Source organism: Stenotrophomonas sp. YJH_SMC_12-1, assembly GCF_059370935.1.
This window is the reverse complement of sequence record NZ_JCAFUD010000001.1, coordinates 96,932-123,286: the sequence shown is the minus strand read 5'-3', so window position 1 is coordinate 123,286 and position 26,355 is coordinate 96,932. Positions and strand designations below refer to the sequence as shown.

Below are 26,355 nucleotides of genomic sequence, written 5' to 3'. Positions count from 1 at the left end.
CCGTTACTGCTTGTTCGAATCGGTGGCGGCCGGCTTGGCCGCATCGGCCTGCTCGGGCTTGGCCGCGTCGGCCGGTGCCTTGCCAGCAGCCGGTGCGGTACCCGCCGCAGCGGCGCCGCCTGCGGCCGGCTTGCCGTTGGCGTCCTGCCCCGGGGTCCACGGCTTGGCGACCGCCGGTGCACCTTCCTTGACCTTCTGCACGCCGGCCACGATCACCTTGTCGCCGGCGGCCAGGCCGTCGCTGACCAGCCAGTTGCCGTTCTGCGCGCCATCGGTCTTCACGTTCTTGCGCGCGACCTTGCCGTCGGCGCCGACCACCATCACGTAGCCGCCGGTGGTGTCGCGCAGCAGGGCCTGCTGCGGTACCAGGAAGGCATTGTTGCGTTCGCCCAGGTTGGCCTGGAAGCTGACGAAGGCGCCCGGCAGCAGGATCTGCTGCGGGTTCGGCAGCAACGCGCGCAACGAGACCGCACCGGTGGCCGGGTCGACCGTGGTCGAGGAGAAGTCCAGGGTGCCCGGCTCACTGTAGGTGCTGCCGTCGGCCAGCTTGACGTTCACCGTGGCCTTGCCGTCGCCCGACAGCGCCAGCGCGCCCTTGGCCTGTTGCGCGCGCAGCTGGGTCAGCTCGTCCACGCTCAGCGAGAAGTTCACGTACAGCGGGTCGAGCTGGTCGACGGTGGTCAACAGGGTCACATCGCCCTGGCCGACCAGCGCGCCTTCGGTGACCTGCTGCTTGTTGGCCACGCCGCTGATCGGTGCGGTTACTTCGGTGTAGCCCAGGCTGATGCGCGAGGAAGTCACCGCTGCTTCGGCCTGCTTGACCGCCGCCAGCGCGGTACGCTCGGCCGATTCAGCGTTGTCCAGGTCGGACTTGGAGACGAACTGCTGCGGCGCCAGCGAACGTGCACGGTCGGCGGCCACCTTGGCGTTGGCGTAGGTCGCGCGGGCCGAGGCCAGCTGTGCTTCGGAGGCGTTGAGCGAGGCACGCAGCGGCGCTGGGTCGATCAGGAACAGGGTCTGGCCCTGCTTGACCTGCGAGCCTTCCTGGTAGACGCGCTTGAGCAGCACGCCCGGCACGCGCGCACGCACGTCGGCGCTGCGGAACGGCGACAGGCGACCGACCAGCTCGCGCTGCAGCGGCAGGGTCTGCGGCTTGGCGTCGATCACGCCCACCTCCGGCGGCGGGGGCGTCTGCTGTTCCGGCTTCTTGCAGGCAGCCAGCGCGACAGCAACGGCGCACGTCAAGGCAAGGGTGCGGAGTGGGGCGGTCATCAGGAGGAACTCCGGGGTTGGTTTGAAGACGGGGCCGGCGACGGCTGAGGCGCGAAGGCGCGCAGGAAGCTGTCGACGGAGAACTCTGCCCAGCGCCGACGCAACCGCGCGTCATCACGATGGGGGGTATGGAAACGCTGTTTGTCGAAATCCTGACCGGCAATCATGCTCAGCAGCAGTTCGGCCATGAAGTGCGGGTCGTCATGCCGGAGCTGGCCACGCATGCAAACGGTTTCAATCCATTCAGCAAGATGAAGCGTCAGTGCGCCGGCTCCGTGCCGGTACAGCGTACGCGCCTCTTCGGGAAACTGGGCCGCGTCGGCGGCGATCAGCCGGCAGGCCTGGCCCACGTGCGGTTGGTTGAAGTGCTCCAGGAAGTCGGTGGCGAACTGGAGCAGGCTGGCACGCAGGTCGTCAGTGCGGAGTGCACGAACCATGGCGCCGGTAGCGTGGCCGACGTGGCGCTGCATCACCCGGCGCAGCAGTTCCTGCTTGCTGCCATAGCGCGAGTACAGGGTCTGCTTGGAGCAGCCGGCGTGCTGGGCAACCGCCTCCATGCTCATCTGCATGCCCTGCTGGGCCAGCAGTTCGCGTACGGCGTCGAACACACGCTCATCGCGTGCATCGAGGGCAACGGGGAGGTAGGCCGGGTTCACGCGGTGGACTATACCGTCCAGTTCAGGATTGTGGAATCGCATCGGCGTCGCCGCGTGTGTCTTCCGGTAACACGTTTTGCCGATCCTGTCGGCAGTGCTGAAACAGGCGCCAGCACCATACCGGTGCGAACTGAATAGGCGTTTGAACCGCAGCAAACCCGAATCTGCTTATTCCGTCCTGCAGCAAGGCCTTTTCGCGCGGTAGGGCTACAATTTCATTTTCCCAACTGAGCAAGCGCATCGCTCTGCCATGAAACCGCAAAAAACCGCAGCCAAGACCGTGAAGAACAAGACGAAACCAGCAGAGTCGGAGGTCGCAGTGACCGCTGGTTTCTCCCTGGAGCCGGTGTACACGGCCTTGCGCAAGCGCTACCCCGCGGCCGCACAGGCCGAAGCAGTGGCCTTTGCCACTGACTTCTACAAGCGCATGGAGTCGGACGAGTTCCCGCACCACAGCGCTGAAGAGTGGGCCGCTCTCGCGGCTGAGACGCTGGAATTCGCGCGTGCCCGCAAGGCCGGCAAGGCCAACGTCCGCGTGTTCAATCCGACCGCGAAGGCCAACGGTTGGGAATCGCCGCACACCGTGCTGCAGATCGTCAACGATGACATGCCCTTCCTCGTCGATACGGTCACCATGTCGCTGGCCGAGCAGGGCGTGGGCGTCCACGTGCTGGGCCACCCGGTGCTGCGCTTCACCCGCGACAAGGCCGGCAAGCTGGTCAAGGTCGGCGAGGGTGATGCCGAATCGGTGATGCTGCTGGAGATCGACCGCCAGCCGGCCGAAGCCATGGCCGCCATCGAACAGGCCATCAACAAGGCGCTGGACGAAGTGCGCGCGATCGTGCGCGACTGGCAGCCGATGAAGGACAAGGCGTTGGCGCTGGCCGACGACCTGGGCAAGCGCCAGCTGCCGGTCGACGATGCATCGCGCAAGGAAGCACAGGAGTTCCTGCGCTGGGCCGCCGACAACCACTTCACCTTCTTCGGCTACCGCGAGTACCGCGTCGAGAAGCAGGGCAAGGAAGACGTACTGGCGCCGCTGAACGACACCGGCCTGGGCCTGATGCGCGGCAAGGACAAGTCCGCCGCCCGTCCGGTCAAGACTCTGGCCGCGCAGGGCCTGAACGCCACGGCCGGCCTGAAGGATGCGCTGATCCTGACCAAGACCAATGCCCGTTCGCGCGTGCACCGCGCCGGCTACATGGACTACATCGGCGTGCTGGAATTCGACGCCAAGGGCAAGATCATCGGCGAGCAGCGCTTCCTTGGCCTGTTCACCTCCAGCGCCTACAACCGTCGCCCGTGGGAGATCCCGCTGGTGCGCCAGCGCCACGAGCACGTGATGAAGCAGTCGGGCCTGGCTCCGGCCAGCCACAGCGGCAAGGCCCTGCGCCACATCCTGGAAACCCTGCCGCGCGAAGAGCTGTTCCAGTCCAGCGAGGACGAACTGTTCCGCACCGCGATGGGCGTGCTGGGCCTGCAGGAGCGCGTGCGCAGCCGCCTGTTCCTGCGCCGCGACAAGTACAGCCGTTTCATCTCCGCGCTGGTCTACCTGCCGCGCGAGCGCTTCAACACCGACGTGCGCCTGCGCATCGAAGCGATGCTGAAGGACGCGCTGCACGGCGAGTACGTGGACAGCTCGGTGGTGCTGGGCGAATCGCCGCTGGCCCAGGTGCACCTGATCGTGCGCCCGAAGCCGGGTGAAATGCTCGACGTTGATACCGCCGAACTGGAGCAGAAGCTGGCCCAGGTGCTGCGCAACTGGCAGGACGACCTGCGCGAAGCGCTGGTGGCCCGCCACGGCGAGACCGAAGGCCTGCGCATCGCCGCCCGTATCGGCAAGGCCCTGCCGGCCGGCTACATCGAAGACAACAGCACGGCTGTTGCGGCCAACGATGTCAGCCAGCTTGATGCCCTGACCGGCCCGGACGACCTGCGCCTGAGCCTGCAGGCCGTGCCGCGCGAAAGCGGCGATGGCCTGCGCCTGAAGCTGTATCGCCAGCTCGACGACATCCCGCTGTCGGACGCGCTGCCGATGATGGAAAACATGGGCCTGCGCGTGATCGCCGAGCGTCCGTACCGCCTGTCGGTCGACAACGCCCCGGTGTACGTGCAGGACTTCGAGGTCGAATCGACCGCCGGCGCGATCGATGCCGCCAGCGTCGATGAAGCCTTCGGCGAGACCTTTGCCCGCGTCTGGCACGGCGATGCCGAGAACGACGGCTTCAACCGCCTGGTGCTGGCTGCCGGCCTGCACTGGCGCCAGGTCGCCATGCTGCGTGGCTACTGCAAGTACCTGCTGCAGACCGGCGTGCCGTTCTCGCAGGCCTACGTGGAAGGCACCTTCGCGCGCTACCCGCTGCTGGCCCGACTGCTGGTCGAGCTGTTCGAAGCGCGCTTCGATCCGGCTACCGGCCACGAGAGCAAGGACGACATCGCCGCCGGCCAGGCCCAGCTGAAGGCTCACTTCGATGTGCTGGCTGCTGGCGACGACGCCACCCTGAAGGTGCTCAAGACCGTGGTCGACGCCCGCAAGGGTGACCGCGACGCGCAGATGCAGGCCGCGCGCGATGCGCTGCTGAAGCTGATGGACCGTGTGTCCAGCCTGGACGAGGACCGCATCCTGCGCTCGTTCATGGGCGTGATCGACGCGACCCTGCGCACCAGCTACTACCAGACCGATGCCAACGGCCAGCACGGCCATGTCATCAGCTTCAAGTTTGATTCGGCGCTGGTGCCGGACCTGCCGAAGCCGCGCCCGTACCGCGAGATCTTCGTCTACGGCCCGCGCGTGGAAGGTACCCACCTGCGCTTCGGCGCGGTCGCCCGTGGTGGCCTGCGCTGGTCGGACCGTCGCGAAGACTTCCGTACCGAAGTGCTGGGCCTGGTCAAGGCACAGATGGTCAAGAACACCGTGATCGTGCCTGTCGGCGCGAAGGGCGGCTTCTTCGCCAAGACCCCGCCGGTGAACGGCGACCGCGACGCGATCTTCGCCAACGGCGTGGCCTGCTACAAGCTGTTCATCCAGGGCCTGCTGGACATCACCGACAACATCGTCAACAACAAGATCGTGCCGCCGGTGGATGTCGTGCGCCACGACATGGACGATCCGTACCTGGTGGTGGCCGCCGACAAGGGCACCGCGACCTTCTCCGACATCGCCAACGGCCTGGCCATCGCGCACGGCTTCTGGATGGGCGATGCGTTCGCCTCCGGTGGTTCGGTTGGCTATGACCACAAGGGCATGGGCATCACCGCACGCGGTGCGTGGGAATCGGTCAAGCGCCACTTCCGCGCGCTGGGCCGTGACAGCCAGACCCAGGACTTCACTGCGGTCGGCGTCGGCGACATGTCCGGCGACGTGTTCGGCAACGGCATGCTGCTGTCGCGCCACATCCGCCTGGTCGCTGCCTTCGACCACCGCCACATCTTCCTGGACCCGAACCCGGATGCGGCCACCACGTTCGTCGAACGTGAGCGCCTGTTCACCGTGCCGCGTTCGAGCTGGGCGGACTACGACGCCAAGCTGATCAGCAAGGGCGGCGGCGTGTACCCGCGCAGCCTGAAGTCGATCGAGATCACCCCGCAGGTGCGTGAAGCGCTGGGCCTGGATGACAACGTCAAGGCGCTGTCGCCGAACGATCTGATGAGCGCGATCCTGAAGGCACCGGTCGACCTGCTGTGGAACGGCGGCATCGGTACCTACGTGAAGGCTGCCAGCGAGCAGCACAGCGATGTCGGCGACCGCGCCAACAACGCCCTGCGCGTGAACGGTGGCGAGCTGCGCTGCAAGGTGGTGGGCGAGGGCGGCAACCTGGGCATGACCCAGCTGGGCCGCATCGAAGCCGCCCAGGCCGGCGTGCTGCTCAACACCGACTTCATCGACAACTCGGCCGGTGTCGACACCTCCGACCACGAAGTCAACATCAAGATCCTGCTCAACGATGTGGTGCGGGCCAAGAAGCTGACCGTCGAGCAGCGCAACAAGCTGCTGGCCTCGATGACCGATGAAGTCGCCGAGCTGGTGCTCAACGACAACTACCGCCAGAACCAGGCGCTGAGCCTGATGGAGCGGATGGCGGTCAAGCGCCTGGGTTCCAAGCAGCACTTCATCCGTACCCTGGAACAGCAGGGCCTGCTGGATCGCCAGATCGAGTTCCTGCCGTCCGACGCCGAGCTGTCCCAGCGCAAGGCACGCGGCCAGGGCCTGACCCGCCCGGAACTGTCGGTGCTGCTGTCCTACTCGAAGCTGGTGGCGTTCGCCCAGCTGCTGGAATCGGACATCCCGGAAGATCCGTACCTGTCCAAGGAACTGCAGCGTTACTTCCCGACCCCGCTGCAGAAGAAGTACGCCGACGCGATGGAGCGTCACCGCCTGAAGCGCGAAATCATCGCCACGGCCGTGACCAACCAGACCATCAACCGCATGGGCGCCACCTTCCTGATGCGCATGCAGGAAGACACCGGCCGTTCCATCGCCGAGGTCGCCAAGGCCTACACCATCAGCCGCGAAACACTGGATGCGCGCGCGCTGTGGGCGCAGATCGATGCCCTCGACGGCAAGGTGCCGGAGTCGGTGCAGATCGACGCACTGGAAGTGATCTGGAAGCTGCAGCGTTCGTTCGTGCGTTGGCTGCTGTCGCGCCCGGGCGCGATGCCGGGCATCACCGAAGCGGTCAACCGCTACCAGGGTCCGTTCAACGACATCCGCGTTGCCTCGGGTGTGCTGCCGGATTCGCAGCGTCCGACCTACGAAGCCCTGGTGGCCGAGTGGAAGGAAAAGGGCCTGCCGTCCGCGCTGGCGCAGCAGCTGGCCGAACTGCACTTCCTGGAGCCGGCGTTCGACATCATCGAACTGGCCCGCACCCGCAAGCTGAAGCCGGTGGACGTGTCCAAGGTCCACTTCCGTCTGGGCGATGCCCTGCAGCTGCCGTGGCTGTTCGAGCAGGTCGATGCGCTGGAGGTCAACGGTCGTTGGCACGCCGTGGCACGTGGCGTGCTGCGTGACGAGCTGGCCGCCAACCACCGCAACCTGGCCGGCCAGGTGCTGGGCACCAAGGGCAGCAGCGCGGAGGCCAAGGTCGCAGCCTGGATGGGCCGTGACGACAACAGCCTGCGCTTCACCCTGGCGATGCTGGCCGAACTGGCCGAGCAGAAGACCCTGGACTACCCGACCGTTTCGGTCGCGGTGCAGCGCCTGGGCCAGCTGGCGGCACACGGCGCGTAAGTGAAGTAGTGCCAGGCCATGCCTGGCATGCGTGAACCGGAACGGCCCCGCGAAAGCGGGGCCGTTCTGCATTGCACGGTAGTGCCGGCCGCTGGCCGGCAGCCGCATGAACCGCAACCGGGTGCAGCTGCCGGCCAGCGGCCGGCACTACCGGGTATGCTCTTGCAGGCACACCCACCCGGATCCACCGATGAGCGACACCCCCCGCATCGCTTTCCTGGCCAGCACCGCCGAGCCCGCGCAGATGGCCCGCGCGGCGATGATCTCGCGTTATGGCGATCACGCGCCGGAGCAGGCCGACGTGCTGTGCCCGCTGGGGGGCGACGGCTTCATGCTGCAGACCCTGCATCGGCATGGGCACCTGGGCAAGCCGGTGTTCGGCATGAAGCTGGGCACGGTCGGCTTCCTGATGAACCAGTACCGTGGAGACGACGACGTGCAGGCCCGCATCGCACGCGCAGAACCGGCCAACCTGCGCCCGCTGGAAATGGTGGCGCTGACCGAGTCCGGCACCAGTACCGGTTCGCTGGCCTACAACGATGTTTCGCTGCTGCGCCAGACCCGGCAGGCCGCGCATATCGGTATCGATCTGAACGGCCAGGAGCGCGTGGCCGAACTTATCGGCGACGGCGTGCTGGTGGCCACCCCGGCCGGCAGCACCGCCTACAACTATTCCGCGCATGGTCCGGTGCTGCCGCTGGGCTCGCACACCATCGCGCTGACGCCGTTGGCCCCGTACCGGCCGCGGCGCTGGCGCGGCGCGATCCTGAAGGCCGATACCGAAGTGCGCTTCCGCGTGCTCGATCCGTACAAGCGCCCGGTCAGCGTGACTGCCGATTCGCACGAGACCCGCGACGTGGTCGAGGTGACCATCCGTGAGTCGAAGGACCGCCGCGTGACCCTGCTGTTCGACCCGGAGCACAACCTGGAAGACCGGATCCTGAGCGAACAGTTCGTTTTTTGAGGACAATGGGCAGCCGGCCGTGCCGACCGCTTGAAGGACCCCCACCGATGGGCGACAACTCCCCCCGTTTGCTGACCGTCGCGGTGACCTCGCGCGCGCTGTTCGACCTCGAGGAAAGCCACGCGCTGTTCGAGAGCGATGGCGTGGCGGCCTATGCCGAATTCCAGCGCCAGCACGAGGACGATATCCTCGGCCCCGGCGTGGCCTTCCCGGTGGTGCGCAAGCTGCTGGCTTTGAACCAGGGGGCCAGCCCGGAGAATCCTCGCGTCGAGGTGATCCTGCTGTCGCGCAACTCGGCCGATACCGGCCTGCGCATCTTCAATTCGATCCAGCACTACGGCCTGGGCATCATCCGCGCAACGTTCACCGCCGGCGAGCCGACCTGGCCGTACGTGAAGCCGTTCGGCACCGACCTGTTCCTGTCGGCCAACCCGGAATCGGTGCGCAGCGCGCTGCGCCACGGCATCGCCGCAGCGACCATCCTGCCCAAGCCGCCTGGCGAAACCGCCGCCGCGGCGGCCGACCAGATCGATACCGGTCGCCCGGCCGGCCAGTTGCGCATCGCCTTCGACGGTGACGCAGTGATCTTCGGTGACGAGAGCGAGCGCATCTCACGCGAGCAGGGCGTGGAGGCGTTTGGCCGGCACGAGCGTGAACGGGCCCGCGAACCCCTCAGCGGCGGCCCGTTCCGCGGTTTCCTGTCGGCCCTGCATACGCTGCAGGAAGTGTTCCCGGCCGGCGAGAGCGCACCGATCCGCACTGCGCTTGTGACCGCACGCTCGGCACCGGCGCATGAGCGGGTAATCCGCACCCTGCGCGAGTGGGGAGTGCGCCTGGACGAAGCGCTGTTCCTCGGCGGCCGCCACAAGGGGCCGTTCCTGCAGGCGTTCGGTGCCGACATCTTCTTCGATGATTCGCAGCACAACATCGACAGTGCGCGCGAACACGTGGCCGCCGGCCACGTACCGCACGGTGTCGCCAACGAGGGGTGAGACCACGCCGGGTGGGTGCCAACCGTTGGTTGGCACTGCCATGCATCGACGCCCACCAAGGTGGGCATCTACCAGAGCGCTGTACCGCGGTAGTCGCCAACCTTGGTTGGCGCCGTCCTGGATCCATGCCCACCAAGGTGGGCATCTACCGAAAGCAGCACCGTCGAAGGGCATGACCCGTCACGGGGTGGCCGACATCCCCAACTGCAGATCCACCACCTTCCAGCGCAGGCCCTGCGGTTCCAGCACCACTTTCATCGGCGGCTGGTCGGGGCCGCGATCGACGTCGATCACGAAGCGGTCCAGCGCTTCGAAGTGATGCTCGGCGTTCTTCAATGGCCGTGCCGGCTCGGTCGCGCCGAAGGCATCACCGCCCTGCAGTTCATTGCGGCCGCGCTTCCACAGCACGTGGCCCTGCAGCATTGCGCCGATCGCGGTCGGGGTCACCATGGTTTCCACCGCTGCACCGCCGAGCTGGTCGCCGAGGCCGTAGAGCAAGGCGCCGAATGGGCTGGCCGCTACATCCGGGCCGGCCTGGCGTACCAGATAGTCGTTGAGCTGGGCGCGCAGGCTGCTGCGCACGCGAGGGAAATCGACATAGCGTTCCAGTCGCGCCGTGTCGCGTTCTTCGATGGCCTTGGACAGGCCGTGCACGGCCATGTACGGGCCGCCGAACCACCACGCAGCCAAGGCCAGGACCAGCAGCACAGCCAGTGCAGTGAGCTTCTTCATGCTGTCCAGACTGCCGCAAGTGAGGCAGCCAGTGGTGAACGGCAGGTGATGCGGCTCAGAACTCCAGGTCCAGCGCCGCGCACAGGTAGTCAACGAACGGGCCGAGCCCAGCCAGGTCCTTGCCCAGCGTGGACAGCAGGCGCGGGCCGGTCATGGTGGCATCGTCCAGCGAGCGCCACATCACCCAGTTGCGGTGCTTGAGGTCGTCGATGAACTCAAAGTCGGCCGGGAAGCCACGCGGGGGCCGCACCAGCTTTTCGCTCTCCTCGAAATCGAAGCGTTTGCGCAGGGCCGGTGCATGCGCGGCGGCCTTCCAGCTGCCCGGATTGTCGAGGATGAAGTGGCGTACGCGGCGCTGGGTTTCCGGTTCCGGATGCCACAGGCCGGCGCCGACGAAACTCTCGCCCGGCTGCAGGTGCACGTAGAACGAGGGCGCGGCCACTTCGCGGCGGCGCTCATGGAACAGGCGTGCACCCTGCCAGGTCTTGTACGGCGACTTGTCGTTGGAAAAACGCGCGTCACGATGGATGCGGAACAGCGAGCCACCGACGCCACGGGTATCGGCGCGGAAGTGCTCGCTGACCTCGGCCAGCGCCGGCTGCAGGTCGCCCAGCAGGCGCAGGAACGGCTGACGCACGTGGTCTTCGTACTGCTGGCGGTGATCGTTGAACCAGGCCTTGTCGTTGTGCCGCGCAAGGCTGCGCAGGAACTTGAAGCTGGCGTCCGAGAAATAAGTGCTCACAGCGTCTCCTGCAGGTGCTGGCCCCAGTCGCGCAGCGATTGCAGCAGGGCCTGGCGCCGGGTGTCATCGGGCGCTTCGGCGGCCAGTGCATCCAGCTGCTGCTGGTACTGGGGCAGGTTGAGTTCGCCCAGACCGCCGTCTCCGAGCAGGCGCTGGCGGCGGTAATCCTGCCAGCGCTGGCGTTCAGGCGGCGCGAGGCTGTCGGGATGATTGCGCGCGCGGTAGCGGAACAGCAGCTCCGGCAGGCGCGGGTCGCGGAAGCGACCTTCCAGCGCGGCCAGCTGCTCGGGCGCGGTGGTGCGTGCAAGCGCAAGCAGCGGTTTGTCACCGTTGCCGAGGAAGCCGTCGTACAGCGAGGCATCGACGTCGGCCACGGTGGCGGCGCGGGGCTGGTTGTAGACCTGCCGGGCTTTTTCGGCCAGCTGCGGGGCGAACGCGCGCAAGCGCTCCACCTTGGCTTCGATCGCAGCCACATCCAGGCCGAGGCGCGCGTGATCATCGGCGCGCAGGTGGTTCCAGGCGATCAGCGCCGGCACCTTGTTCAGATGCACTTCCTTCAGCGGTACCCGTGCCGCGCCTTCGGGCAGCTCGCTGGCGCGCATGTACAGGCGCTGTGCGATCACCTCGGCCGGCAGTTCCATCAGGTCGTCGATCTCGCCTTCCAGGTCGAACACGATCACCCGGTTGTTGATGGTCGGGTGCACGGCCAACGGCAGCACCGGTGCCGCGCACAGGCGGCTGGCCGGGTAGCGCATGGAAATGTGCAGCACCGGCTTCATCGCGGCCACGTCCAGCAGGCCGCCGACGAAACGCTTGTCGCGCAGCTTCAGGGCGTAGTCCCACAGGCGTGGTTGCGACTGCTTGAACAGCCGCGCCATGCCGATGGTGGCGCGCACGTCGGACAGTGCTTCGTGTGCATCGCCTTCGCGCACGTGGTTGGCCTCGGCCAGGTGCTCAAGCTTGAACGAGGTGGCGCCATCCTCGCGCAGCGGCCACTGGATGCCGTCCGGGCGCATCGCGCGCATCAGCCGCAGCATGTCCAGCAGGTCCCAGCGCGAATTGCCGTTGCGCCACTCGCGTTCGTACGGGTCGTGGAAGTTGCGGAACAGCCCGTAGCGGACGAACTCATCGTCGAAGCGCAGCGTGTTGTAGCCCAGCGCGCAGGTGCCGGGGCGCGACAGCTGCTCGTTGATGCGGTCGAAGGCCTCGGCCTCGCTGATGCCCTCGGCCAGTGCCTGCTGCGGGGTGATGCCGGTAACCAGGGTGGCCATCGGCGAGGGCAGCAGGTCATCGGCCGGGCGCACGAAGAAGCTGACCGGGGTGTCGATTTCGTTGAGATCGGCGTCGGTGCGGATGGCGGCGAACTGCGAGATGCGCGTGCGCCGCGGGTCCTGGCCGAAGGTTTCCAGATCGTAGAACAGGAAGCTGTCAGCCATCAGTGCGCGCCCTCCAGGACCGGCAGCTGCGCATGAATCTGCGCTTCCAGCGCGGCCCAGTCGATGTTGTCCAGTGAATCATGGCCGGTGGTGGCGGCCACCAGCATGTCGCGTTGCAGTTCGGTGCGGCGCAGCGCCTCGGCGTACGGCGTGTGCAGGAAGGTGACCATGGTGTAGTGCGGCACGAAGCGGGTCGGCCAGCGCCGCTGCAGTTCCTGTTCCAGTTCGCGCTGCAGCAGGAATGCAGGGTCGGCGACGCGGTCGCGCATTTCCAGGTAGTTCTCCAGCGCCATCTGCTGGATGGCACGTGCATTCGGCTTGCGCTCGGCTTCGAACGCGGCGAACGCACCTTCCAGATCATCGGCCTCCATCAGGTGGCGGGCCAGCGCAACGCAGTCCTCGAACGCGCAGTTCATGCCCTGGCCGTGGAACGGCACCATCGCATGCGCGGCGTCGCCGATCAGCACGGCACGGCCCTGCTGGTGCCAGCGATCGAGCGTCAGCGTGCCAAGCAGGCCCGGCGGGTGCTGTTCCCAGTCTGCACGCAGGTTCGGGATCAGCGGCAGGGTGTCGGCGAACTCGCGCGCGAACAGCGCCTCGGCCTGCGCGCCGGTATTGATCGTGGCGAAGCTGGGATCGCCCTGGTTGGGCAGGAACAAAGTGACGGTGAAGGTGCCTTCGTGATTGGGCAGGGCGATGCACATGTAGTGGCCGCGCGGCCAGAGATGCAGCGCGTTGCGCTCGATGCGGAAGCTGCCATCGTCGGCCGGCGGAATTTCCAGCTCCTTGTAGGAGTGATCGAGGAACGCGATGTCCTCGCCCAGCGGCGCCCGCCGGTTCATCGCCGCGCGCAGGGCCGAGCCTGCACCATCGGCACCGATCAGGGTGTCGAAGCGGATGTCATGCGGGCTGTCGTCGCGGTCGTCGATGAAGCGTGCGTAGCCGGCGTCGAAATCGACGGTGTGCAGGCGGCGGTGGAAGTGTACGGTCGCGCCAGCCTGTTCGGCCAGTTCCAGCAGCGTGGTGTTGAGGTCGCTGCGATGGATCGACCAGATCACTTCGCTGTCGTCGCGGCCATAGCGCTGCAGCTGCGGTTCGCCTTCGCGCGGATGCACCATGCGTCCGCGCATCATCACCGCGCGCGCCATGACCTCGTCTTCCACACCGGCCTGGCGCAGCGCATTGCGCCCACGCTCGGCCAGCGCCAGGTTGATCGAGCGGCCGCTCTCATAGTCGGCCACGCGTGGATCGCCACGGCGTTCGTACAGGGTGATGTGCCAGCCCTGGCGTGACAGCAGGATGGCCAGCAGCGACCCGGCGAGGCCGGCACCGATAATGCTCAACGAGCGGGAAGCATGTGCGATCAACGAACTGTCCAGCAGTAGGGGAGGGACCGGCTCAGAGGCCGGCCCAGGCTTCCACTTCCTCGACGAAGTGGTGCACGTCCAGGTAGCGGTTGTAGAGCGGGGTGGGCGAGATGCGGATCACGTCCGGCTCGCGCCAGTCGCCGAGCACGCCGATGCCGCGCAGGTGCTCGAACAGCGCACGGCCGCGCTCGCGGCCACCGATCACGCGCAATGACAGCTGGCAGCCGCGGCGCTGCGGCTCGGCCGGGGTGATGATGTCGAGCACGCCGGAAAGGCGTGCACGTACAAGCGCTTCGAGCATGCCGGTCAACGCCAGCGACTTGTTGCGCAGTGCCTCCATGCCGGCGCGCTCGAACAGGTCCAGCGACGCGCGCAGCGGCGCCAGGCCGAGGATCGGCGGATTGCTGAGCTGCCAGCCTTCGGCACCGATGGCGGGGGTGAACTGCGGTGCCATCTGGAAGCGGGTGGCTTCCTCATGGCCCCACCAGCCGGCAAAGCGCGGCAGCGTGGTGTCGCGGTGATGGCGCTCGTGCACGAACGCGCCGGCCACCGCACCCGGGCCGCTGTTGAGGTATTTGTAGTGGCACCACACGGCGAAATCGGGTGCGACGTCATGCAGGCGCAGCGGCAGGTTGCCGACCGAGTGCGCCAGGTCGAAGCCGATGCGCGCGCCCTGCAGGCGGGCAGCACGGGTGATTGCATCGAGGTCGAAGGCCTGGCCGGTGCGGTACTGCACGCCGGGCCACAGCACCAGTGCAAGGCGCGGACCGTGTTCGGCGATGGCGCGCTCGATCGCGGTGAGCGAGATCGTTCCGTTGGCTTCGTCCGGTTGCACTTCCACCAGGCACTCGGCCGGGTCGAACCCGTGGAAACGGATCTGCGCTTCGACCGCGTGTCGGTCGGTCGGGAATGCACCGGCTTCCATCAGGATCACCGGGCGCTGCGCGGTCGGTCGGTAGAAGCTGACCATCATCAGGTGCAGGTTCACGCTCAGCGTGTTCATCGCCACCACTTCGCTGGGCAGTGCACCGACCACGCGGGCCAGCTGCGCGCTCACCAGACGGTGGTAGGACAGCCACTGCGTCGGGCCGGTGAAGTGGCCTTCCACCGCCAGCTCGCCCCATTGCTTCATCACTTCCTGCACCGCGGCCTGGGCGCCACGCGGCTGCAGGCCCAGCGAGTTGCCGACGAAGTAGGTCTGCTCGCCACCGCCATGTCGCGGAATCAGGAATTCGTTACGCAGCGGGCGCAGCGGATCGGCGGCGTCCAGGGCAATGGCGTGGGTGCGGCTGAGCAGGTCGGACATGGTCGGGCAACAGGCTGCAACGGGACCGCCAGTGTAGCGCCTGGGGCATGGCCCGGTAGACGCGGCCACGCTTCGAGCGCCGCGTTTCCTGGTAGCGGCCAACCTTGGTTGGCGCGCGTGGATCCATGCGCCCACCAAGGTGGGCGCCTACCGGTGTGGGCGTCAGCCCGCCGCCGGCACCGGCAGCGGATCCACATGCCCGCACTGGCTGCAGGTACGCAGCTCCAGGCTGGCGTGATAGCGCGCAAACACCTTGGGCAGGTCGGTCTCGATGTTCTGCAGCGGGAAGAACTCTTCGTGCAGCTTGTGGTTGCAGCGTTCGCAGTGCCAGATCACGCCGTCCTTCTCGTGCGGCAGGCGCTTGCGCTCGACCACCAGGCCGATGCCGCCCGGCGGGCGCCGCGGCGAGTGCGGCACCCTGGGCGGCAGCAGGAAGATCTCGCCGGCGCGGATCGGGATGTCGCGCACCGCGCCGTCCTCCTGCACCTTCAGCACCATCTCGCCCTCGAGCTGGTAGAACCACTCCGGGCCTTCGTCGTAGTGATAGTCGGTGCGCGAATTCGGCCCGCCCACGACCATCACGATGAAGTCGCCGTTGTCGATCATCTTGTTGCCCACCGGCGGCTTCAGCAGGTGGCGGTTTTCTTCGATCCAGGCGTGCAGGTTGATCGGCGAGGCGAGCATGGTCGTGGTCCGTAGTGAGGTCAGTCGCGCCGGCCCTGGCGGGGCACGTAGGACAGTGCCTTTTCATAGGCTGGCTTCAGCTCTTCCGGTCCACCGACATCGATGCCCATTTCGCTGACCCGGCCGTTCTTCAGGCTGTAGACCCAGCCGTGCACCATCAGCCTCTGCCCGCGCGCCCAGGCGTCCTCGACGATGGTCGAACGGCACAGGTTGGCGACCTGCTCGATCACGTTCAGTTCGCACAGGCGCGCGTGCTTCAGCTCGTCATCCTCGATCGCATCGAGGATGCCCTGGTGCTTCTGCACCACGTCACCGACATGGCGCAGCCAGTTGTCGGCCAGGCCGACGCGGGTATTGTGCAGGCAGGCGTGCACGCCGCCGCAGCCGTAGTGGCCGACGATCAGGATGTGCTTCACCTTCAACTGGTCCACCGCGTACTGCACCACGCTCAGGCAGTTCAGGTCGGTGTGCGCGACCACGTTGGCGACGTTGCGGTGCACGAACACTTCACCCGGGGCCATGCCGATGATCTGGTTGGCCGGCACCCGCGAGTCGGAGCAGCCGATCCACAGGTACTCCGGGTGCTGCTGCTTGGACAGCTGCTGGAAGAACCCAGGGTCTTCCTTGGCGATGCGGTCGGCCCAGTCGCGGTTGTTCTGCAGCAGGCGGTGGATGTCTTTCATGTGCGGTATCCCTGGCGTCGGGTGGGGGCAAGGCGCGGCCGTTCTGGTCGCGCCGTCGCGGGTAGCTGGGGTGATCAGCCGCTGGAGGCGGACTGTTCACGGTGCCAGCGCATCCACTGCGCCAGCTCATGGGAGGACGGGGAGGCGAGCGCTTCCAGTGCGGCGATCACGGCCTGCTGGTTGGCGTCGGGATGGTTCTGGCTGAGTTTCAGCTTCAGCTGCACGTGGTCCACCAGGAAGCGGAAGCCGACGATGGCGCGCAGCTCCGGGCCGTGTTCGGCGCGCGCGGCATCGAACTGCCAGGCCTGGCCGACACTGGCTTCGAAGCGGTCGCTGATCGCGCCGACCAGTTCGGCCAGCGCATCAGCCTCGTCGAAGGTCTGCAGCTGGCCACGCAGCTCGGCAGCGGCGTAGTTCCAGGTGGGTACCCGCGCAGCGGGCTCCTTGTCCGGATACCAGCTGGCCGACACATAGCCGTGTGGGCCATCGACCAGTACCTTGGCCGCGCCGCTGTGGCGCGACTGCGGGTTGGCGCGGGCCCAGTGGCCGCGCAGTTCGATCTGGTCGCCGTCACGCCGGTACAGCACCGGCATCCGGGTCAGCTCCGGCAGGCCATCGCTGCCGGCGGTGAGCACGGTGACGAACGGGTCGCGCGCCAGCAGGCGGTCCAGCCAGAGCAGGTCGGTCTCGGCGAAGGCGCGCGGGGTGAACATGCAGGGATCAGGCGCGCCCGCCCAGCGACTGGATCATGCGGCCACGCAGACCCTCGTCGCTGTCGGCCTGCGGCGGCTGCACTTCGTGCAGGCTGAAGCCGCGCACCAGTGCGTCCTCCTCGTCCAGGCCGTCGTACTCGACGAACTCGGCGTCGAACAACTGCGAACGGGCGGTGTCTTCGCTGTCGTAGCTCAGCGTGTTGCCATCGCTGTCGAGCACTTCGGCGGTGCCGGCCGGGCGCACGCGCAGGCGCGCCCAGATCAGGGTGTTGCCGAGGCTGGCCAGCCACCAGCTGTCGCGCGAGGTGGTGATGTCATTCATGGGTGTATTACCAGAGCGAGGCCAGCCAGAGCAGGGCGGCCATGCCCAGTCCGGCCAGCAGGGTCAGCAGCGATACCCACGCAGGTGTCGCCAGCCCGGACAGCGAGCGGTCCGGTTGCTGCCGATAGTCGCGGCGCAGCAGCCAGGCCAGGGCATCGGGCTTGAGGAAGGCGCCGCTGCCGAAGCGCGCGGCGAGCGCCGGATGGCGGTCGCGCACGTGCACCAGGGTCAGCGGCCAGAAGATCACGAAGGCACTGAACCCGGCCACTGCAACGCCGACGAAACAGAGGGCGAAGAACAGGGTCATGGGGGCAGTACCTCCGTGGTCGTATGGGGCTTAGAAGTCCGCGCTGCCTGGGGCGCGCGGGTAGGGGATCGCATCGCGGATGTTGGACAGCCCGCAGACGTACACCACCAGTCGCTCGAAGCCCAGGCCGAAGCCGGCGTGCGGCACCGAGCCATAGCGGCGGAAATCGCGGTACCAGCTGTAGTGCTCGCGATCCAGGCCGAACTGGGCCATGCGCGCGTCCAGCACGTCCAGGCGCTCTTCGCGCTGGCTGCCGCCGATGATCTCGCCGATGCCCGGGGCCAGCACGTCCATCGCGGCAACGGTCTTGCCGTCGTCGTTCAGGCGCATGTAGAAGGCCTTGATGTGCTCCGGATAGTTGGTCACCACCACCGGGCGGCCGACGTGTTCCTCGGTCAGCCAGCGCTCGTGCTCGGTCTGCAGGTCCAGGCCCCATTCGACCGGGAAGTCGAACTTCCTGCCGGACTTCTGCAGCAGGCTGACCGCGTCGGTGTAGTCGATGCGCTCGAACGGTGCGTTGATGAAGTCTTCCAGCTTGGTGATCGCGTTCTTGTCCACGCGCTCGGCGATGAAGGCCAGGTCGTCGCTGCGCTCGTTCAGCACCGCACGGAACAGGTACTTCAGGAACTCTTCGGCCAGGCGTGCGTCTTCGGCCAGGTCGGCGAAGGCGATTTCCGGCTCGATCATCCAGAACTCCGCCAGGTGGCGGGTGGTGTGGCTGTTCTCGGCGCGGAAGGTCGGGCCGAAGGTGTAGACCTTGCTCAGCGCCAGGCAGTAGGCCTCGACGTTCAGCTGGCCGGACACGGTCAGGAAGGTTTCCTTGCCGAAGAAGTCGCGGCTGAAATCGATCGCGCCCTTCTCATCGCGCGGCAGGTTCACCATGTCCAGGGTGGACACGCGGAACATCTGGCCGGCGCCTTCGGCGTCGGAGGTGGTGATGATCGGGGTGCTGATCCAGTTGAAGCCGTTCTCGTGGAAGAAACGGTGCACGGCCTGGGCCAGGCAGTTGCGGATGCGGGTGACCGCGCCGAACAGGTTGGTGCGCGGGCGCAGGTGCGCCACTTCGCGCAGGAACTCCGGCGACATCGGCTTGGGCTGGATCGGGTAGGTGAGCGGGTCTTCGACCCAGCCGACCACTTCCACTGCACTGGCCTGGATCTCGAACGACTGGCCCTTGCCCTGCGACTTCACCAGGGTGCCGGTGGCGATGACCGAGCAGCCGCTGGTCAGGCGCTTGATCTCGTCGAAGTTGGCCAGGCTGTCGCCGGCCACGACCTGGATCGGGGCGAAGCAGGAGCCGTCGCTCACATTCACGAAGGCCAGATTCGCTGAACCGCGCACCGTGCGCACCCATCCGCGTACCGTGACTTCGCCGCCTTCCGGGATCTTCCCGGCAAGCGCATGTTCAACGCTGACCACCGTCATGACTTGAATCCTCTGCTGATCGACTCGATCTGTGAACACGGGAGTTTACCGGTTGCAGCGTTCTGCTTGCGAGGCATTTTTCGCGGCAACGGCTCCTTATAATGTCCCCGTACCTCTGGAGTAGCCCCATGGCCGTCAGCCTGACCCCCATTGCCTTCGAGCGCGTGCAGCGCTTTGTCGCCCAGACCCCCGGTGCGCTGGGCCTGCGTTTCGGCGTGACCAAGACCGGTTGCTCCGGCTGGGGCCACATCACCGACCTGGCACGCGACGAGCGCGAGGGCGATACCGTGTTCGAGCAGGACGGCGTGAAGATCTATGTCGACGCCAAGAGCCTTGCGCTGGTGGACGGCACCGTGATCGACTTCGGCAAGCACGGCCTGAGCGAGACCTTCACGTTCAGCAACCCCAATGCCACCGCCGAGTGTGGCTGCGGCGAGAGCTTCACCACCGACGCCGACAAGGCCTGACGGCCCGGCGCGTCCCGGTAGCTGCCGACCTTGGTCGGCACGCGGGGCTCGGCAGGGACCCCGCCGATGGAACGACCGGCTTTTACCTATCACCCCAACGCCTACGCCCTCTCCTTCGAAGAGGTCGACGGTATCTGTGACTGCTGCGGCCAGCCGCGCACACTGCGCTACCGGGGGCCGTTCTACACCCGTCTGCGTCCGGATTACCTTTGCCCTTGGTGTATCGCCGACGGCAGGGCGGCGGCCAGCTACGAGGGTGAATTCACCGGCTGGAGTGATATCGAAGGGGTCTCGCCAGACCCCGTCGACCCGCCGCCGAGCATCGCCCGTGAGCTGCTGCTTGAGATCTGCGAGCGCACCCCGGGCTACCCGTCCTGGCAGCAATCGGTCTGGCTGAGCCATTGTGAACGGCCCTGTGCCTTCCTCGGTTTCGCCGGCAGCGACGATCTGCTGCCCATCCTCGACCAGGTCCGGCCCGATGTGGCGGAGGTCAATCCGCGCGACGCCGACTGGGTGCTGGCGCACCTGAGCCGGGACGGGATGATGGTCGGCTGCCTGTTCCAGTGCCTGGAATGCGGCCAGCACCGCCTTCACGTCGACCTGGGGTGAATCCAGGCGGATTCGTGGACTGTACGGGGCTCCGGTAGCGGCCAGCCTGGGTCGGCATGGGGGGGGGGGGCTGCGCCCCCGGTTCAGGTTGCCCTGTGACCCGCCGGTTGCCCGGTACCCCCATCTGCGCCATAATGCGCGGCTTCCTGCCTCCCCGGCGGGAATCCTTGCCCCACCGCGGTATCAACGGCGGGGGGCTGTCCGGCCGCAAGGCCACATCCGAAAGGTAGAAAAAAACATGAGTCGTCATTACGAAATCGTGTTCATGGTCCACCCGGACCAGAGCGAGCAGGTCCCGGCCATGATCGAGCGCTACAAGTCGCTGGTCGAGAACGGCAACGGCACCATCCACCGTCTGGAAGACTGGGGCCGCCGCCAGCTGGCATACCCGATCCAGAACCTGGTGAAGGCCCACTACGTGCTGATGAACATCGAAGCCGACCAGGCCGTTCTGAACGAACTGACCGAGAGCTTCCGCTTCAACGACGCCGTGCTGCGCAACCTGGTCATCAAGCGTGACGAGGCTGACACCGAGCAGTCGCTGATCATGAAGAGCAAGGACGAGAAGGGTGACAAGCCGGAGCGCGGTGAGCGCCGTCGTCGTGACGACGAAGAAGGCGAGTCCAACAACACCGCTGACAACGAAGCCGGCGACGACGCCGCTTCCGCCGCCTAAGGAGCCTTCCCATGTCCAAGTTCTTCCGTCGCCGCAAGTTCTGCAAGTTCACTGCTGAAGGTGTGAAGGAGATCGACTACAAGGATCTCAACACCCTGCGCCAGTACCTGACCGAGAACGGCAAGATCGTGCCGAGCCGCGTCACCGGCACCAAGTCGAAGTACCAGCGCCAGCTGGCGACCGCCGTCAAGCGCGCTCGCTTCCTGGCCCTGATCCCGTACACCGACAACCACGACGTCTGATGCCGGCGGGGCGGCCCGGCGCCGCCCCCGCTGTGCCAGCTATTCGGACAGCCTTTGTTGCGGGGCATCGCCTCGCTAACGAATAACTTATCTGGAGCAATACCATGCAGCTGATCCTCCTGCAGAAAGTCACCAACCTCGGCAACCTGGGCGACCTGGTCGACGTGAAGCCGGGCTACGGCCGTAACTTCCTCGTGCCGCAGGGCAAGGCCGTGCCGGCCACCGAGAGCAACAAGGCCGAGTTCGAAGCCAAGCGCGCCGAATACGAAGCCAAGGCCCAGGCCATCCACGCTGACGCCGAAGGCCGCAAGGCCAAGCTGGAAGGCGCGAGCGTGACCATCGCCGCCAACGCTTCGACCGAAGGCAAGCTGTACGGCTCGGTTGGCCCGCGCGACATCGCCGAGGCCTTCACCGCCGCCGGCCTGCCGCTGGAGAAGAGCGAAGTCATCCTGGGTGAAGGCGCCTTCCGCAACATCGGCGAATACGACGTGCTGATCCACCTGCACGCCGACGTCGAGACCACCGTCAAGGTCGTCGTTGTCGCCGAAGCCTGATCCCACGCCGCAAGGCCTGGCATCACCGCAGAACGGGCGCCCGCAAGGGTGCCCGTTTCGTTTTGGGCGATCGTCGGATATGCGGAGTCGAGCCATGCTCGACTTGCCGTCCGTCCTGCACCACTGCTTGCTAGACGGCCTCACCCAGGAAGTAGCGTCCGAAATCTGCAAGCGCATTGGCAACGTCCGTCCGTAGTTGATCGAGTTGCAGAAGTTCTCCTGCGCGATGCGCCCGTTCGATCATCATGCCGATACAGGTCGCCATATCTGCAGATACGACGGACACGAGGGCGTTCCTATCGACGGTTTTCCAAGGCTGGCAGGCGTAGACCATATCCATGGTCAGCAGCTGCCTTTTGAGAAACAGCATCAAGCGGTCTGGTCCATCCGGTTCGAATGTGCAGATCGTCCCGGAGACCCGAAGAACGATTCCGAATTTGGTGATGGATCGAAGATAGTTCCCCTTCACATGACGCTCGAAGCAGATGTTCAGTTGTCTCTGGAGCGGGGCAAAAAGGGCGCCTGACGGCGGATCGCCATACTGGCCGCTGATCTGTATCTGCATGGGCAGCTCTCAAGTGGTCTGGATGACGAATCGACCGCAGTCCATCGAAGGTGAGGGAATGTTGCGATCAAGCAACAGATAACCCATTCCGCCGACCAGGATTCCTCGATGCGTCGGTGCTGCCCTATCAAGATCGAATTCATCGAACTGAAGGATGAATGCCTGGCCCTCTGATTCGTCATCCTGCTGCCAGCAAGGCCGTCCTCCAATTTGCGAAGTTCCCTGAAGTGCTCCGCGCTCATCCATTGCCGTCCCGGCGCAAATGCGGCGTGGTCCAATTGGCACACAGGGGGAGACCGTCGGTTCATGCCAGGGCCAGTGAGCAATTACGCGGCCACCATGGCTCATGGCTTCTTCGAATCTATCCTCGCCCGAGGTGACGTAAGGCGTGAAGACCGAAATGCTCAGCCCAGGCGCGATGTACAGTCCGGCGACGTGGCTTCGAATGAATGCGGCTGGAAAACTGGCCAGGTGAAGCAGTGCGTGTCCATGGATGCTGGTTGGCCAAGGGGTAAGGGCATCCAGCCAAGCGGTCCCGCCGAGCACGGGAGCGGTCATCGCGTCGTCGGCGGGGGTAAATAAAAGCGGTCGATGCATGCCCCCATCCTGCACGGCTTCTGATGTGCAGGGCTGTGAATCGGTCCAACAATCAATAAATATCAATGACTTGCGATTTGATCGGTGGCTTGGAAATCCGTCGCCCCAGGCGCAAAGCGACATCTGGACCCATTTCAAGCGCGCTCCGAGCCGGTCATCCCGCCCGTGGAACATTCGCGCCGTTATACTCATTCCATTGTGTCACCCTTGGCTTCATTGAATTCTTTTGAAATCAATGGCTTGAGGTGCTGGCTGACCTGACATCCACAATACGGACGCCCTCTGGGCGCCTGTTGGAACCCAATCACGCCATGCGTCTTTCCACGATCAAGCTGTCCGGCTTCAAGTCGTTCGTCGATCCGACCACCCTGCACCTGCCGACCAACATGACCGGCGTGGTGGGGCCCAATGGCTGCGGCAAGTCGAACATCATCGACGCCGTGCGCTGGGTCATGGGCGAGAGCTCGGCCAGCCGCCTGCGCGGCGACTCGCTGACCGACGTGATCTTCTCCGGGTCCAATGCCCGCAAGCCGGTGTCGCAGGCCACGGTCGAGCTGATCTTCGACAACTCCGACCACACGATTTCCGGCGAGTACGCCTCGTTCAACGAGATCTCGGTCAAGCGCACGGTCAGCCGCGACGGCACCAGCAACTATTACCTCAACGGCACCAAGTGCCGTCGCCGCGACATCACCGATCTGTTCCTCGGCACCGGCCTGGGCCCGCGCAGCTACTCGATCATCGAGCAGGGCATGATCAGCCAGATCATTGAGGCGCGCCCGGAAGACCTGCGCGTGTACCTGGAAGAGGCGGCCGGCATCTCCAAGTACAAGGAGCGCCGCAAGGAGACCGAGACCCGCATCCGCCACACCCGTGAGAACCTGGACCGGCTGGGTGACCTGCGCGACGAGATCAGCAAGCAGCTTGAACACCTCAAGCGTCAGGCCAAGCAGGCCGAGCAGTACCAGGCCCTGCAGGAAGAGCGCCGGATCAAGGATGCCGAGTGGAAGGCGCTGGAATTCCGTGGCCTCGATGGGCGCCTGTCGAAGCTGCGCGAAGGCCTGTCGCAGGAAGAGACCAAGCTGCAGCAGCTGATCGCCGATCAGCGCGACGCAGAGGCCCGCATCGAAACCTCGCGAGTGCGTCGCGAAGAGGCCGCCGATGCGCTCAACACCGCGCAGGCGGCGGTCTATCAGGTCGGCAGCACGTTGGCCCGGCTGGAGCAGCAGATCCAGCACCAGCGCGAGCTGTCGCAGCGCCTGCACAAGGCGCGCGACGAAACCCAGCAGGCCCTGGCCGAACTGGGGCAGCACATCAGTGGCGACGAGGCCAAGCTGAGGGTGCTGCGGGAGGCGGTAGAGGCTGCCACCCCGCAGCTGGAAGAACTGCAGGAAGAAAACGAGATCAAGCAGGAAAGCCTGCGCGAGGCTGAAGACCGGCTGGCCAGCTGGCAGCAGCGCTGGGAACAGCACACCTCGCAGAGTTCGGAAGCCTCGCGCGCCGGCGACGTCGAGCGCACGCGCGTGGACTACCTGGACAAGCAGATCCTCGATGCCGACCGGCGTCGTGAAGCCCTGGCCGCCGAGCGCGCCGGGCTGGACGTGGACGCGCTGGAAGAAGCCTTCGAGCAGCTGCACCTGCAGCACGACACGCAGAAGACCGCGCTGGATGAACTGAGCGAAGACGTCGAGCTGCGCAAGCAGGGCGTGGCGGCGGTGCAGGAACAGCAGCGCAATGGCCAGAACGAGCTGGCCGAACTACGCAAGCAGGCCAATGGCCTGCGCGGTCGCCTGGCTTCGCTGGAAACCCTGCAGCAGGCCGCGCTGGGCCAGGAGCAGGGTGCTGCCGTGGCCTGGCTGAAGGCGCGTGGGCTGGATTCGGCGGCGCGTGTCGGCGAACGCCTGGATGTCGATGCCGGTTGGGAAAACGCGGTGGAAAGCGCGCTCGGCCAGTTGATCGAAGGCGTGCTGGTCGATGACCCGGCCAGCCTGGTCGACGCGCTGGGCGAACTGGGCGAGGGCCACATTGCGCTGGTCGCCAACGATGGCGCGGACCTGAAGGTCGCGCCGACCTCGCTGGCTGCACGCGTGCGTGGCCCGGCAGCGATCCGGCGCCTGCTGGCACACCTGCACGGTGCCAGGGATCTGTCCGAGGCCAAGGCGCTGCAGGCCAGCCTTCCGGAAGGCGATTCGATCATCACCCAGAGTGGCGAGCGCCTGGGCCAGGGCTGGCTGCGCGTATCGCGTTCCGGTGCCGCCGCGCAGGGCGCGCTGCTGCGCGAACGTGAGATCCAGGAACTGCGTGAGCAGATCGAGCAGCTGCAGGACCGCGAGGCCGAGCTGGAAGAACAGCTGGCCGGCTTCCGAGAGCAGCTGCAGGCTGCCGAACAGCAGCGCGAAGACGCGCAGCGTGCGCTGTACCAGGCCCATCGTGCGGTGTCCGAACTGGCCGGCCAGCTGCAGGGCCAGCAGGGCAAGGTGGAGGCAGCGCGCACGCGCATCGATCGCATCGAAGGCGAGCTGAAGCAGCTGCAGGAAACCATTGAAGCCAACAACGAACAAGCGCGTGAAGCGCGCTCGCGGTTGGAGAACGCGGTCAGCAGCATGGGCGACCTGGAATCGACCCGGCAGCGGCTGGAGGGCGAGCGCCGCCAGTTGACCGAGGCGCGCGACCTGGCTCGCGACGCCGCCCGTGCGGTACGCGAGCGCGCGCACTCGCTGGCCCTGACCTTGGAATCGCAGCGTGCGCAGCTGGCCTCGTTGAGCCAGGCGCTGGAGCGCATGGGCACCCAGCGCGGGCAGTTGGATTCGCGACTGGGCGAGCTGCATTCGCAGCTGGACGAAGGTGATTCGCCGGTCGAAGCGCTGCAGGCCGAACACCAGAATGCGCTGGAAGAGCGCGTGCGCGCTGATCGCGTGCTGAACGAGGCGCGCACGCTGCTGGACGGCATCGACGCCGAGCTGCGCAACTACGAACAGACCCGCCACCAGCGCGACGAACAGGCATTGGCCCAGCGTGAGCGTATTTCGCAGCGCAAGCTCGACCAGCAGGCGCTGGTGCTCAGCGCGGATACCCTGCAGGCGGCGGTGGAAAAGGCCGGGTTCGTGCTGCAGGACGTACTCAACGCACTGCCCGAGGATGCCCGCCTGGGCGACTGGGAGCAGGCCGTGCACCAGATCGATGGCCGCATGCGCCGGCTGGAGCCGGTCAATCTGGCCGCGATCCACGAGTACGGCGAGGCCTCGCAGCGCTCGGACTACCTGGATTCGCAGCACGCCGACCTGACCACAGCGCTGGAAACCCTGGAAGATGCCATCCGCAAGATCGACCGCGAGACCCGCGGCCGCTTCAAGGACACTTTCGACCGTGTCAACGCCGGCGTGCAGGCGCTGTACCCGCGCCTGTTCGGTGGCGGCCACGCCTACTTGGAATTGACCGGTGAAGACCTGCTCGACACCGGCGTGACCATCATGGCGCGCCCGCCGGGCAAGCGCGTGTCCAGCATCTCGCTGCTGTCCGGCGGCGAAAAGGCGATGACCGCAGTAGCGCTGGTGTTCGCTATCTTCCAGTTGAATCCGGCACCGTTCTGCCTGCTGGACGAGGTGGACGCACCGCTGGATGAAGCCAACGTCGGTCGCCTGGCCAACATGGTCAAGGAAATGAGCGAGAAGGTGCAGTTCCTGTTCGTCAGCCACAACAAGGCGACGATGGAGGCTGCGCACCAGCTGTCGGGCGTGACCATGCGCGAACCGGGCGTCAGCCGCCTGGTCAGCGTGGACCTGGAAGAAGCCGCACGATTGGCGGGCGCGGCCTGACG

The 26,355-nt window shown here is 66.4% G+C and carries 24 protein-coding genes; 9 read left to right on the top strand and 15 right to left on the bottom strand.

The annotated features are described in order from the left end of the window. Positions 1-3 precede the first annotated feature (3 nt). Positions 4-1,272, bottom strand: a complete 1,269-nt coding sequence (locus AC5P8Y_RS00590) for an efflux RND transporter periplasmic adaptor subunit (protein WP_005413920.1) — start codon at positions 1,270-1,272, stop codon at positions 4-6. Next, the gene (locus AC5P8Y_RS00585) at positions 1,272-1,928 is read right to left on the bottom strand and encodes a TetR/AcrR family transcriptional regulator (RefSeq protein ID WP_005410245.1); all 657 of its coding nucleotides are present in this window, start codon (positions 1,926-1,928) and stop codon (positions 1,272-1,274) included. Before AC5P8Y_RS00585 ends, AC5P8Y_RS00590 begins: the two co-directional genes overlap by 1 nt. Before the next feature lie 250 nt (positions 1,929-2,178). Between AC5P8Y_RS00585 and AC5P8Y_RS00580 the strand changes: the two genes are divergently transcribed. The 3 genes from AC5P8Y_RS00580 (at position 2,179) to AC5P8Y_RS00570 (ending at position 9,111) form a co-directional block, all read left to right on the top strand. Then, positions 2,179-7,155: an NAD-glutamate dehydrogenase gene (locus tag AC5P8Y_RS00580; protein ID WP_049403120.1), complete on the top strand. Its 4,977-nt coding sequence runs from the start codon at positions 2,179-2,181 to the stop codon at positions 7,153-7,155. 190 nt (positions 7,156-7,345) lie between these two features. Continuing rightward, complete coding sequence (locus AC5P8Y_RS00575; protein WP_005410243.1) at positions 7,346-8,119, top strand: NAD kinase; 774 nt, start codon at positions 7,346-7,348, stop codon at positions 8,117-8,119. Positions 8,120-8,166: 47 nt separating this feature from the next. Next, a complete protein-coding gene (locus AC5P8Y_RS00570; RefSeq protein WP_005410242.1) occupies positions 8,167-9,111 on the top strand; it encodes a 5'-nucleotidase in 945 nt (314 codons plus the stop codon). A 180-nt stretch (positions 9,112-9,291) separates the two neighbouring features. Here the strand turns inward: AC5P8Y_RS00570 and AC5P8Y_RS00565 are convergent, their stop codons facing one another. The 11 genes from AC5P8Y_RS00565 to asnS form a co-directional block, all read right to left on the bottom strand. Further along, positions 9,292-9,843 carry a DUF2939 domain-containing protein gene (locus tag AC5P8Y_RS00565; RefSeq protein WP_111188246.1) on the bottom strand — a complete coding sequence of 184 codons (552 nt, stop codon included), beginning with the start codon at positions 9,841-9,843 and terminating at the stop codon, positions 9,292-9,294. A gap of 55 nt (positions 9,844-9,898) precedes the next feature. Further along, positions 9,899-10,585: a DUF2461 domain-containing protein gene (locus tag AC5P8Y_RS00560; protein WP_005410240.1), complete on the bottom strand. Its 687-nt coding sequence runs from the start codon at positions 10,583-10,585 to the stop codon at positions 9,899-9,901. After that, positions 10,582-12,021 carry an exodeoxyribonuclease I gene (gene sbcB / locus AC5P8Y_RS00555; RefSeq protein WP_111108336.1) on the bottom strand — a complete coding sequence of 480 codons (1,440 nt, stop codon included), beginning with the start codon at positions 12,019-12,021 and terminating at the stop codon, positions 10,582-10,584. Before sbcB ends, AC5P8Y_RS00560 begins: the two co-directional genes overlap by 4 nt. Further along, positions 12,021-13,388: an FAD-dependent oxidoreductase gene (locus AC5P8Y_RS00550; protein ID WP_049453805.1), complete on the bottom strand. Its 1,368-nt coding sequence runs from the start codon at positions 13,386-13,388 to the stop codon at positions 12,021-12,023. The genes sbcB and AC5P8Y_RS00550 overlap by 1 nt, the downstream gene beginning before the upstream one ends. Before the next feature lie 31 nt (positions 13,389-13,419). Then, positions 13,420-14,694 (bottom strand): kynureninase, encoded by a 1,275-nt coding sequence (kynU, locus tag AC5P8Y_RS00545; RefSeq protein ID WP_005410237.1) that lies wholly within the window; start codon positions 14,692-14,694, stop codon positions 13,420-13,422. Positions 14,695-14,856: 162 nt separating this feature from the next. After that, positions 14,857-15,378, bottom strand: coding sequence for a 3-hydroxyanthranilate 3,4-dioxygenase (locus AC5P8Y_RS00540; RefSeq protein WP_049403116.1), 522 nt, complete (start codon positions 15,376-15,378; stop codon positions 14,857-14,859). A 20-nt stretch (positions 15,379-15,398) separates the two neighbouring features. Next, positions 15,399-16,061, bottom strand: coding sequence for a carbonate dehydratase (gene can, locus AC5P8Y_RS00535; protein WP_111108335.1), 663 nt, complete (start codon positions 16,059-16,061; stop codon positions 15,399-15,401). A gap of 74 nt (positions 16,062-16,135) precedes the next feature. Then, entirely contained in the window at positions 16,136-16,774 is a 639-nt protein-coding gene (locus tag AC5P8Y_RS00530; protein ID WP_049403115.1) for an FMN-binding negative transcriptional regulator, read from the bottom strand. 7 nt (positions 16,775-16,781) lie between these two features. After that, on the bottom strand, positions 16,782-17,096 hold the full coding sequence (locus AC5P8Y_RS00525) for a hypothetical protein (RefSeq protein WP_019660373.1): 315 nt from the start codon (positions 17,094-17,096) through the stop codon (positions 16,782-16,784). Positions 17,097-17,103: 7 nt separating this feature from the next. After that, positions 17,104-17,403: a hypothetical protein gene (locus tag AC5P8Y_RS00520; RefSeq protein WP_005410232.1), complete on the bottom strand. Its 300-nt coding sequence runs from the start codon at positions 17,401-17,403 to the stop codon at positions 17,104-17,106. A 30-nt stretch (positions 17,404-17,433) separates the two neighbouring features. Beyond that, a complete protein-coding gene (gene asnS, locus AC5P8Y_RS00515) occupies positions 17,434-18,828 on the bottom strand; it encodes an asparagine--tRNA ligase (protein WP_005410231.1) in 1,395 nt (464 codons plus the stop codon). Between the two features lie 128 nt (positions 18,829-18,956). Here asnS and AC5P8Y_RS00510 point away from each other — a divergent pair, with 128 nt between their 5' ends. From AC5P8Y_RS00510 to rplI, 5 genes are all read left to right on the top strand, one after another. Beyond that, complete coding sequence (locus AC5P8Y_RS00510; protein WP_005410230.1) at positions 18,957-19,295, top strand: HesB/IscA family protein; 339 nt, start codon at positions 18,957-18,959, stop codon at positions 19,293-19,295. Positions 19,296-19,361: 66 nt separating this feature from the next. After that, positions 19,362-19,904: a CbrC family protein gene (locus tag AC5P8Y_RS00505; protein ID WP_049403114.1), complete on the top strand. Its 543-nt coding sequence runs from the start codon at positions 19,362-19,364 to the stop codon at positions 19,902-19,904. 238 nt (positions 19,905-20,142) lie between these two features. Continuing rightward, the gene (gene rpsF / locus AC5P8Y_RS00500) at positions 20,143-20,580 is read left to right on the top strand and encodes a 30S ribosomal protein S6 (RefSeq protein ID WP_005410228.1); all 438 of its coding nucleotides are present in this window, start codon (positions 20,143-20,145) and stop codon (positions 20,578-20,580) included. Positions 20,581-20,591: 11 nt separating this feature from the next. Continuing rightward, positions 20,592-20,822 (top strand): 30S ribosomal protein S18, encoded by a 231-nt coding sequence (rpsR, locus tag AC5P8Y_RS00495; RefSeq protein ID WP_002804494.1) that lies wholly within the window; start codon positions 20,592-20,594, stop codon positions 20,820-20,822. Between the two features lie 104 nt (positions 20,823-20,926). Beyond that, positions 20,927-21,376 (top strand): 50S ribosomal protein L9, encoded by a 450-nt coding sequence (rplI, locus tag AC5P8Y_RS00490; protein ID WP_021202733.1) that lies wholly within the window; start codon positions 20,927-20,929, stop codon positions 21,374-21,376. A gap of 130 nt (positions 21,377-21,506) precedes the next feature. On the opposite strand, the gene AC5P8Y_RS00485 is transcribed toward rplI, so the two are convergent. Together AC5P8Y_RS00485 and AC5P8Y_RS00480 are read right to left on the bottom strand one after the other, a co-directional pair. Then, positions 21,507-21,941 carry a hypothetical protein gene (locus AC5P8Y_RS00485; RefSeq protein WP_049403113.1) on the bottom strand — a complete coding sequence of 145 codons (435 nt, stop codon included), beginning with the start codon at positions 21,939-21,941 and terminating at the stop codon, positions 21,507-21,509. A 9-nt stretch (positions 21,942-21,950) separates the two neighbouring features. Next, positions 21,951-22,538, bottom strand: a complete 588-nt coding sequence (locus AC5P8Y_RS00480; RefSeq protein ID WP_080356440.1) for a hypothetical protein — start codon at positions 22,536-22,538, stop codon at positions 21,951-21,953. 311 nt (positions 22,539-22,849) lie between these two features. Here AC5P8Y_RS00480 and smc point away from each other — a divergent pair, with 311 nt between their 5' ends. Next, positions 22,850-26,353 (top strand): chromosome segregation protein SMC, encoded by a 3,504-nt coding sequence (gene smc, locus AC5P8Y_RS00475; protein ID WP_111188245.1) that lies wholly within the window; start codon positions 22,850-22,852, stop codon positions 26,351-26,353. The last annotated feature ends 2 nt before the right edge of the window (positions 26,354-26,355 follow it).

Excerpts from the sequence above, each read along its gene's own strand:
- AC5P8Y_RS00590 (WP_005413920.1), bottom strand. The coding sequence starts at position 1,272 with ATGACCGCCCCACTCCGCACCCTTGCCTTGACGTGCGCCGTTGCTGTC.
- AC5P8Y_RS00580 (WP_049403120.1), top strand. The coding sequence starts at position 2,179 with ATGAAACCGCAAAAAACCGCAGCCAAGACCGTGAAGAACAAGACGAAA.
- AC5P8Y_RS00575 (WP_005410243.1), top strand. The coding sequence starts at position 7,346 with ATGAGCGACACCCCCCGCATCGCTTTCCTGGCCAGCACCGCCGAGCCC.
- AC5P8Y_RS00570 (WP_005410242.1), top strand. The coding sequence starts at position 8,167 with ATGGGCGACAACTCCCCCCGTTTGCTGACCGTCGCGGTGACCTCGCGC.
- AC5P8Y_RS00565 (WP_111188246.1), bottom strand. The coding sequence starts at position 9,843 with ATGAAGAAGCTCACTGCACTGGCTGTGCTGCTGGTCCTGGCCTTGGCT.
- sbcB (WP_111108336.1), bottom strand. The coding sequence starts at position 12,021 with ATGGCTGACAGCTTCCTGTTCTACGATCTGGAAACCTTCGGCCAGGAC.
- kynU (WP_005410237.1), bottom strand. The coding sequence starts at position 14,694 with ATGTCCGACCTGCTCAGCCGCACCCACGCCATTGCCCTGGACGCCGCC.
- AC5P8Y_RS00540 (WP_049403116.1), bottom strand. The coding sequence starts at position 15,378 with ATGCTCGCCTCGCCGATCAACCTGCACGCCTGGATCGAAGAAAACCGC.
- can (WP_111108335.1), bottom strand. The coding sequence starts at position 16,061 with ATGAAAGACATCCACCGCCTGCTGCAGAACAACCGCGACTGGGCCGAC.
- AC5P8Y_RS00530 (WP_049403115.1), bottom strand. The coding sequence starts at position 16,774 with ATGTTCACCCCGCGCGCCTTCGCCGAGACCGACCTGCTCTGGCTGGAC.
- AC5P8Y_RS00525 (WP_019660373.1), bottom strand. The coding sequence starts at position 17,096 with ATGAATGACATCACCACCTCGCGCGACAGCTGGTGGCTGGCCAGCCTC.
- AC5P8Y_RS00520 (WP_005410232.1), bottom strand. The coding sequence starts at position 17,403 with ATGACCCTGTTCTTCGCCCTCTGTTTCGTCGGCGTTGCAGTGGCCGGG.
- asnS (WP_005410231.1), bottom strand. The coding sequence starts at position 18,828 with ATGACGGTGGTCAGCGTTGAACATGCGCTTGCCGGGAAGATCCCGGAA.
- AC5P8Y_RS00510 (WP_005410230.1), top strand. The coding sequence starts at position 18,957 with ATGGCCGTCAGCCTGACCCCCATTGCCTTCGAGCGCGTGCAGCGCTTT.
- AC5P8Y_RS00505 (WP_049403114.1), top strand. The coding sequence starts at position 19,362 with ATGGAACGACCGGCTTTTACCTATCACCCCAACGCCTACGCCCTCTCC.
- rpsF (WP_005410228.1), top strand. The coding sequence starts at position 20,143 with ATGAGTCGTCATTACGAAATCGTGTTCATGGTCCACCCGGACCAGAGC.
- rpsR (WP_002804494.1), top strand. The coding sequence starts at position 20,592 with ATGTCCAAGTTCTTCCGTCGCCGCAAGTTCTGCAAGTTCACTGCTGAA.
- rplI (WP_021202733.1), top strand. The coding sequence starts at position 20,927 with ATGCAGCTGATCCTCCTGCAGAAAGTCACCAACCTCGGCAACCTGGGC.
- AC5P8Y_RS00485 (WP_049403113.1), bottom strand. The coding sequence starts at position 21,941 with ATGCAGATACAGATCAGCGGCCAGTATGGCGATCCGCCGTCAGGCGCC.
- AC5P8Y_RS00480 (WP_080356440.1), bottom strand. The coding sequence starts at position 22,538 with ATGCATCGACCGCTTTTATTTACCCCCGCCGACGACGCGATGACCGCT.
- smc (WP_111188245.1), top strand. The coding sequence starts at position 22,850 with ATGCGTCTTTCCACGATCAAGCTGTCCGGCTTCAAGTCGTTCGTCGAT.